Source organism: Kitasatospora sp. NPDC058032 (assembly GCF_042885845.1).
In the GTDB taxonomy this organism is placed as follows: Bacteria; Actinomycetota; Actinomycetes; order Streptomycetales; family Streptomycetaceae; genus Kitasatospora.
The window spans coordinates 1-1,026 of record NZ_JBHVRK010000093.1; the positions used below are offsets into that span (position 1 = coordinate 1).

Here is a 1,026-nt window from a genome sequence, read left to right on the forward strand (position 1 = left end):
GCTGGGCGCTGCAGAGCGCCGGCCACGAGGTGTGCGTCGTGGCGCCCCCGGGCTATCACACCGGTGTGGCCGACCCCGACTTCCACGAGGCCGTCACCGCGGCCGGCCTGAAGTCGGTGACCTGCGGGCAGCCTCAGCCGCTGGCGGTCCACGACCGCGACGACCCCGGCTACGCGGCGATGCTGCCGACCGCGGCAGAGTCCGAGAGCTTCGTGCGCGCGCTCGGAATCAGCGACGAGGAGCGCCCCACCTGGGACGTCTTCTACCACTTCACCCTGCTGGCGATCCGCGACTACCACCCGCCCCGGCCGCGGCAGGACGTGGACCAGGTGATCGAGTTCGCCCGGGTCTGGCAGCCCGATCTGGTGCTGTGGGACGCCTGGTTCCCCTCCGGCGCCGTCGCGGCGCGGGTCACCGGCGCGGCGCACGCACGGGTGCTCGTCGCCCCCGACTACACCGGCTGGGTCACCGAGCGGTTCGCCGCCGCGGGGCCCGCGGCGGGGGTCGCCAATCCCCTGGCCGAGACGATGCGGCCGCTGGCGGAGCGGTACGGGGTGGAGGTCGACGACGACCTCCTGCTCGGGCAGTGGACGGTCAATCCGTTCCCGGCGCCGATGAACCCGCCGACCCGGCTTACGAACGTCCCGGTGCGCTACGTGCCCTACACCGGCGCCAGCGTCATGCCCACGTGGCTGTACGCCCGGCCGTCGCGGCCGCGGGTGGCGCTGTCGCTCGGGGTGTCGGCGCGGGCGTTCCTCAAGGGGGACTGGGGGCGCACCGCCAAGCTGCTGGAAGCGGTCGCGGAGCTGGACATCGAGGTGATCGCCACGCTCAACGACAACCAACTGGCGGAGAGCGGGCCCCTGCCGGACAACGTCCACACCCTCGACTACGTACCGCTCGACCAGCTGCTGCCGACCTGCTCGGCCGTCATCCACCACGGATCGACGGGCACCTTCGCCGCGGCGAGCGCCGCCGGGCTGCCCCAGGTGGTCTGCGACACCGACGAGCCCCTGCTGCTGTTCC

1 protein-coding gene is annotated in these 1,026 nt (G+C 73.3%); it reads left to right on the forward strand.

The window, feature by feature from the left end; translation table 11 throughout:
* The coding region (locus ACFVUH_RS37485) for a nucleotide disphospho-sugar-binding domain-containing protein (RefSeq protein WP_387918118.1) at positions 1-1,026 on the forward strand (1,026 nt) is incomplete at both ends.